The sequence below is a fragment of the Neisseria sp. HMSC075C10 genome, assembly GCF_001815615.1.
Lineage (GTDB): Bacteria > Pseudomonadota > Gammaproteobacteria > Burkholderiales > Neisseriaceae > Neisseria > Neisseria subflava_A.
In genome coordinates, this window is sequence record NZ_KV821247.1 from 1 (window position 1) to 6,999 (window position 6,999).

At 46.4% G+C, this 6,999-nt stretch carries 4 protein-coding genes; 3 read left to right on the forward strand and 1 reads right to left on the reverse strand.

Annotated elements, in window-relative coordinates; all coding sequences use genetic code 11:
• Nucleotides 1-964, forward strand: a 964-nt coding sequence (locus tag HMPREF3047_RS01965; protein ID WP_210399749.1) for a YadA family autotransporter adhesin, incomplete at its 5' end; no start/stop codon positions are given.
• Between the two features lie 237 nt (nucleotides 965-1,201).
• Here HMPREF3047_RS01965 and dusA read toward each other — a convergent pair.
• The gene (gene dusA / locus HMPREF3047_RS01970; RefSeq protein WP_210399751.1) at nucleotides 1,202-2,212 is read right to left on the reverse strand and encodes a tRNA dihydrouridine(20/20a) synthase DusA; all 1,011 of its coding nucleotides are present in this window, start codon (nucleotides 2,210-2,212) and stop codon (nucleotides 1,202-1,204) included.
• 211 nt (nucleotides 2,213-2,423) lie between these two features.
• Between dusA and HMPREF3047_RS01975 the strand changes: the two genes are divergently transcribed.
• Complete coding sequence (locus tag HMPREF3047_RS01975; protein ID WP_003748466.1) at nucleotides 2,424-3,044, forward strand: L-threonylcarbamoyladenylate synthase; 621 nt, start codon at nucleotides 2,424-2,426, stop codon at nucleotides 3,042-3,044.
• Between the two features lie 982 nt (nucleotides 3,045-4,026).
• On the forward strand, nucleotides 4,027-6,999 hold a 2,973-nt coding region (locus HMPREF3047_RS11235), incomplete at its 3' end, for a hypothetical protein (protein ID WP_349267135.1).

Genomic DNA, 6,999 nt, shown 5'->3' on the forward strand with positions numbered 1-6,999 from the left:
CACTGATGGCGAAGGTAATACCACTACTACCATCGTTAAAGATGGTACAGCTGCAGCTAAGGGTGATACCGGCGACAATGGTAAGTCAGCTGAAGCTGAAGTTACACGTGATGATGCTAAAGGTGAAACCACTATCACTGTTAGAAACCTGGATAAAGATGGTAAAGTCATCGGTACCACTTCTGAAGTTGTGAAAGATGGTAAGAACGCTGAAGCTAAAGTTGAAACTACAGCTAAAGGCGAACATACTGTAACCATCAAAGACGGCAACGGTAACACCACTACCACCATCATTAGAGATGGTAAAGATGGTAAAGACGGTAAAGATGCTGATGGCACCTTCGGTCTGCGTGATGAGGATAACGCTGAAATCACCAAAAAACTGAATAACACTATTCAGATTAAAGGTGATAAGGGTACAGTTCAAGTATTCGACAAAGCAACCGGTAAGACTTCGGAGAAAGAAGTTCAAAACATCTTCGTTAAGGAAGACGGCGGTGCGCTGAAAGTCAGCTTGAACCGTGATCTGCACGTTGACAGTGTTACTAGTAACAGTGTTACTACTAACGAACTGAACGTAGGTCCTGTAACCATCAACCAAGGTGGTATCGATGCCGGCAACACTACTATCCAAAATGTTGCTCCAGGTAAGAAAGGTACTGATGCGGTTAACGTTAACCAGCTGAACCAAAAAATCGGCGATGTGAACAGCAATGTGAACAAGGTTGACAACAACGCCCGCGCAGGTGTGGCTCAAGCTCTGGCTACTGCCGGTCTGCCACAAGCTTACTTGCCAGGTAAGAGCATGCTGGCTATCGGTGGCGGTCACTACCGCGGTGAAACCGGTTACGCTGTCGGCTTCTCTAGCATCTCCGATGGTGGTAACTGGATCATCAAAGGTACTGCTTCCGGCAACTCACGTGGTCACTTCGGTGCTACCGCAGCAGTTGGTTACCAATGGTAATCTGACTTTCAGACGGCCTGAAAAGGCCGTCTGAAAAGACGAAGCAAAGTAAATGCGGCCTATTTGGGCCGCATTTTTTTATGCTTAGATTATGTGTTGGTTTTATTCGATGAATTAATCGTCATAGTAGCTAAAGAGAAATGAATATATCTTTAGCAGTCTGTTGCAATGTAAAAGGCCGTCTGAAACATCATTTGATGTTTCAGACGGCCTTTTATTTATTCGCACGATATGCCATTAATCCCAAATATTTGCGCGTTCGACTTCTTTCCATGCGTCTAGAATCAGGCTGCCGTCGTTGTCTTTCAGCAAGGCGGCATCTGAGAGCATACGGCGCCAAGTGCGGGCATTTTTTAGGCCGTGCATCAAGCCTAGTGCATGGCGGACGATGTGGCGTAGGATAGTGCCACGTCCTGAGGCGATTTGTTCGCGGCTGTATGCATATAGCCAAGCTGCTAAATCTGCGTATTGGATTGGTTCGTGTGCGTCGTTATAAAACAGTACATCCCAATTGCGCATCAGCATTGGATTATGATAAGCCTCGCGCCCGATCATGACCCCATCGACAAATTTCAGATGTTCGGCGATTTCTTCGTTGTTGGTGATGCCGCCGTTAATTAAAATTTCCAAGTCGGGGAACTCTTGTTTCAAGCGGTAGACGTATTCATATTTGAGTGGCGGGGTTTCGCGGTTTTCTTTCGGGGATAAACCGTCCAGCCAAGCATTGCGTGCATGGACGATAAATGTGCGGCAGGCTGTTTTTTCGCGAAGCGTGCCCACAAAATCTGCCACGACTTGATATTCTGTCTGTCTGTCTACGCCGATGCGGTGTTTGACTGTCACCGGAATTTCAACTGCATCCTGCATCGCGTTCAAACAATCTGCCACCAAATCTACATCATTCATCAGGCAAGCACCGAAAGCGCCTTTTTGAACGCGTGGGCTGGGGCAACCGCAATTTAGGTTGACTTCATTATAGCCATACGCCTCAGCCGCTTTGGCAGCGATTGCCAAGTCATGCGGATCTGAGCCGCCAAGCTGTAACGCTACCGGTTGCTCGCCTTCGTTGAAACTCAAAAAGCGGTCTTTATCTCCGTAAACCACCGCGCCTGAATTGACCATTTCGCTATAAAGCCAAGCATTGCGTGTAATTTGTCGCGCCATAAAGCGATAGTGTCTGTCTGTCCAATCAAGCATGGGTGCAACAGACAAGCGGCGGGAAGGTAGGGAAGAAGCAGACATTGAGATGACTTTCAAACAAAATAACGCATTATATAGTGTATTAAATTGACTTTCGATATCGGCCGGTAAATCAAAATTATATATAAGGTATCGCTGGGTGCAGCCGTGTTGTAGCTAAGGCTAAATCCATTCATGGTGGTGGAAATCCAATATTCAGACGGCCAAATAAGTTTTAAAATGTCAAACAACAAACCATTAGAATGATAAGGAAAAAAACATGGCACAATTTTTCGCCATCCATCCCGATAATCCCCAAGACCGCCTCATCAAGCAAGCCGCCGATATTGTCCGCAGTGGCGGCGTTATCGTTTACCCTACGGATTCCTGCTATGCGTTGGGTTGCAAACTTGGCGACAAAACTGCGATGGAGCGCATTCTCACGATTCGCAAAATCGATCAAAAACACCATCTGACCCTGATGTGTGCCGATTTGAGCGAATTGGGTACTTACGCCAAAGTAGATAATGCCCAATTTCGCCAGCTCAAAGCAGCTACGCCCGGCAGCTACACCTTTATCCTGCAGGCAACCAAAGAAGTACCCAATCGCACGCTTCATCCCAAGCGCAAAACCATCGGCCTGCGTGTTCCCGATAACGCTACTGCCTTGGCACTTTTGCAAGAATTGGGCGAACCTATTTTAAGTTGCACCCTCATGTTGCCCGAAGACGAAGAGCCATTGACCGACCCATACGAAATCCGAGATCGTCTTGAGCATGCTGTTGATTTGGTTATTGATGGCGGCTGGTGCGGTACTGAGCCGACGACGGTTATCGATATGACCGATGGTACCGAGCTGATTCGTCAAGGTAAGGGCGATATTGCCGTATTCGGTTTGTAAAACCATCTACGTTTGTATAAGTAGGGATATGCGTATTCTTTCTATGACGTATTAAAAGCATATTGCCGATTTTATTGATAGCTTAAAAACCAAATTATTTAAGCAAGTAGTTGTTCAATATCATTTCATTAAAGGCCGTCTGAAACATTTCAGACGGCCTTTTTCTTTCGTTTTTTAATAAATAATATTTTAAATAATTGGCATATGAGTTGCATGGTTACTGTGTTTGCTTGTGACTTGTCAATGGAATGCAATACACCGCTTATTAATAGAAACATGGCTGAAACCCTTTTGATAATTGGTTTTTTTGGTAGAAAGCCGTGATTTTATTTAGAAATTAAAGATAATCGGTTGATATTTCTGACTAGCGGATATTTAGTAAGTATGAAATACTATTTCACTTCGAGATAGTAAAAGACCTAAATTTCGTCTTAAAGTGACAATAAACGTCAGCTCGAAGCAAGCATTTTGCAGGGAAATCCTCCGCAATAGATTTTTTAAAGTAGCGTCATGCTCACGCCTACGCTTTTACCCATCATAAAAAGAGAAAGACACACTAATGAATAAGATATTTAAAGTCGTTTGGAACCGTACGATTCAATCTTTCGTTGTAACGTCCGAATTGGCCAAAGGCCGTGTGAAATCGTCTGCAGAACAAAACAGTACAGATGTATCTGCCGAATCCGGTAAAAATGGTATCGCGACAGTTTTCAGATTGACAGTGATTTCGGCAGCTCTTTTGGGTGCAGGTAATTCGTATGCGGCAACTGCGGGACGTGGGCTAATTGCGGTTGATCCTCCAACCAGTGCTACTGCGGTCAGCGGTGCAACAGCGACCGGTATTGGTGCTCTGTCAGTAGGAGCATCAGCCAATGCCACGGCTAATGGTGCAGTTGCGGTAGGTACGAGTGCAAATGCAACACATAATAACAGTCTTGCTGTTGGTACAAATGCCAAGGCTACTCAAAATCATGCTGTTGCGATGGGTGCAGATACAAGTGCAAGTAGTTCACATGCAACAGCGATAGGTAAAAGTGCTAATGCTGTTTCTACAGATTCAACAGCATTGGGTGCAGATTCCAAAGCAAATGGTACGCAAGCGACAGCGGTAGGTAAGAATGCACTTGCTAATAATATCGATACCACAGCACTTGGTAATTCAGCTCAGGCTTATGGTATTGGCTCAATGGCTTTGGGCAAATCCAGCACGTCAAGAGGTCAAGACGGCATTGCGATTGGCAGCGGCAGTCAGGCTGCAGCCAATGCGCAAAATGCCATTGCAATCGGTACCAATGCAGTGGGTTATCAAAGTGAGTCTATCGCTATAGGTAATTCAACCCAAGCTCAAACTGGAAATACCATTGCCATCGGTAAAAGTGCAGTGGCAAATTCTCCAAGTTCGGGTAGTGCGCTATCAAGTGCTATTGCACTTGGTACAGACGCGAATGCAACCGGCCTTGGTACGATTGCTATTGGACGTGCATCTGGGGTTCTTTCCCAAAACATTATGCACCCGGGTTTAACTCACAATAATATTGCTATTGGTAATACGGCTCGAGTAGGCGATTCAAGTAGTCCTAAGATAACTCAGGCTATTGCTATTGGTTCAGGTAACCGTGTCGATGCACAGGGCAGACCTGAGGGCGCGTGGGCAAAGGGTGACCAATCTATTGCGGTTGGTGGTAATGTTGTAGCTGAGGGTAATTCATCTATCTCGGTGGGTGGTGATGACCTTGATAGTGTTGGTGGTACCCAATATTCAGGCAGCGCAACGGACAAATTCATCAAATACAATGCCCAAGGTGCGAAAGTTGGTGAATATGCGCTACGTGGTAAAAATCTGCGGGATATCTATAAAGAAATGACCGGAGATACAATGAATAGCGGGGTTTATGGTAATACCATTGCCGGTCAAGGTTCTGTTGCATTAGGTGTGCAGTCTAATTCATCTGCCGATTTGTCTCTGGCTATTGGTACTAAATCTCAAGCCACTGCCTTTGGTGGTGTAGCTTTGGGTACAGGTGCAAAAGCAACTTTGCTGAACTCTGTGGCTTTGGGTACGGCTTCTAAAACCGATAAAGAAGGTCGGGCATACGTTCAACGCGAAATTATGGGTGTAACCTACACTTGGGCAGGCGGTCAAACTACCGATGCCGGTGATGTTGTGTCTGTTGGTTCTCAAGGTTACGAACGCCAAATTATCAATGTATCCCCTGGCGATATTTCTGCTACTTCTACTGATGCCATCAACGGCTCTCAACTTTATGGCGTATTGAATGCGCTTGAACGCGTTCGTTATTTTTCTGTTAAGTCAGAAGAAGGCAAAACTGACGGTACGAAAAACTGGAACAATGACGGTGCAAAAGCAACCAATTCGATTGCCATCGGACCGAATGCGGCAACAAGCACTGGTGCGACGGGTAGTGTTTCTTTAGGTCATAATGCCAACGTACTTGGTTCGTCTTCTGTTGCCGTTGGCCCAAATGCAACTGTAACTTCTGGAACTGTGGGTGCTGTTGCCTTAGGCTCTAATGCCAATTCCCGCGGTACGGGTTCTATCGCCATAGGTTTGAATACAGAAAATGATCGCAATTACTCTATAGTCGTCGGTGCACACAGTAGAGCCAATTACGAAAATGCAACCGTTGTCGGTGCAAGGGCAGCGGCACAAAATAACGGTACGGCAATGGGCTATTTGTCAAATGCAGTCGGTGATGATTCTGTTGCTATTGGTCATCAGGCGCAGACTGCTCAATCTTATTCTATTGCCATTGGTAAGCAGGCAAACAGTTCAGGCCTTTATTCCACCGCTATTGGTTCTTCAGCCCAAGCAGCCGGACATAGTAGTTTTGCCGGTGGTAATAATGCAAAAGCAACTGGAAGCGATTCAGTTGCGTTGGGTAATGGTGCGACAACTACGGTTGGTAGCTCTGTTGCTTTGGGCAATGGTGCTGTCGGTGCGGCCAATAATTTTGACGCAACAGCTAAAAATGCGACATTCAAAAACGATAGCGGTGCGGTAACCAACGTCAGCTATGCAGCTTCTTCATCCGCCAAAACAGGCGCGGTTTCTGTAGGCAGCGCAGGTAATGAACGCCAAATTCACAATGTCGCTGCAGGCCGTATTTCCGCCACTTCGACCGATGCGGTCAACGGTAGCCAACTGTATACAGTTATGAACAATGTTGGACACAATATCCAACAAAATGGCACAGACAAATCCCGTATCAACAACAACGGTACAGTCAACTACGCCAATGGCAACTTGACGACCGTTGCGGTCACCGATGGCGAAAATGCGTCAAAAGTTCAAATTAATGTCACTCAAGGCACATTGTCTGTCGATAATAATGGCACGGTGTCCGCACCGACTGCCGGTGTGGCGACTGCCGGCGATGTAGCCAATGCCATCAATAATGCCAAAACCACAACCAATGTAGCGGCAGGCAGCAATACGCATGTCAATAAGACAACTTCAGGCAAAGAAACCACTTATACCGTCAGCGCAGATAAAGCAACGGTACAAGTTTCCAATGCTTTGAATTTGACTTCCAATGCTACAACCGCAACCGATGGTGCAGTAACAACTGATTACAGTATCGATCTCGCTCAAAGTACTAAAGATAATATCCAAAAAGGCGTAGACGCCAAAACTACCGTTGACACTAAAGGCCTGACCTTCAACGGCGACAGCGGCAGCACCAATATCGAAAAACTCGGCTCCACCGTGACCGTTGCCGGCGACGACAACATCACCACCGAAGCCCAAGACGATAAAGTGACCGTTAAGCTGAAAAAAGACCTGGTAGTGAACAGCGTCGAAGCCGGCGACACCACCGTTAACAACGACGGTGTGAAAGTCGCAGGCGGTCCTAGCCTGACCAAGTCCGGTATCGATGCCGCAGGCAACAAAGTGACCAACGTGGCCGACGGCGACCTCAATGCCAACAGCAAA

Bases quoted from the DNA above. Each gene is read 5' to 3' on its own strand.
- HMPREF3047_RS01975 (WP_003748466.1), top strand. From the start codon at position 2,424: ATGGCACAATTTTTCGCCATCCATCCCGATAATCCCCAAGACCGCCTC.